The following is a 235-nucleotide window of genomic DNA, read 5'->3' as shown; positions in this document are numbered from 1 at the left end:
CCCGAGGACGTCCAGAAGTACGCCCGGTTCAAGAAGGTCGACGGCGCGCAGTACGACCGCGTCAACGACCTCCTTCGCGAGCGGACCTACGTGACCGCCCGCGAGTGGGCAATCGCGCGACTCTGCGCCGACTTCCGGACCGAGACGGGCGTCGAGATGACAAAGGCACAGGGGCAGGCGAGCACGAGCATCGTGATGCCGTAGACGAACCACGTCACCCAGTCGAGACCGAACG

General features: G+C 66.0%; 1 protein-coding gene. It reads left to right on the top strand.

Annotated elements, in window-relative coordinates; genetic code table 11:
* Window positions 1-204, top strand: a 204-nt coding sequence (locus HKX41_13620) for a hypothetical protein (GenBank protein NNC25172.1), incomplete at its 5' end; no start/stop codon positions are given.
* Window positions 205-235 lie beyond the last annotated feature (31 nt).

Origin of the sequence: Salifodinibacter halophilus (assembly GCA_012999515.1) — a bacterium.
In the GTDB taxonomy this organism is placed as follows: Bacteria; Pseudomonadota; Gammaproteobacteria; order Nevskiales; family Salinisphaeraceae; genus Salifodinibacter; species Salifodinibacter halophilus.
The sequence above is the reverse complement of the archived record's forward strand: the minus strand, read 5'-3'. Positions and strand labels throughout refer to the sequence as shown.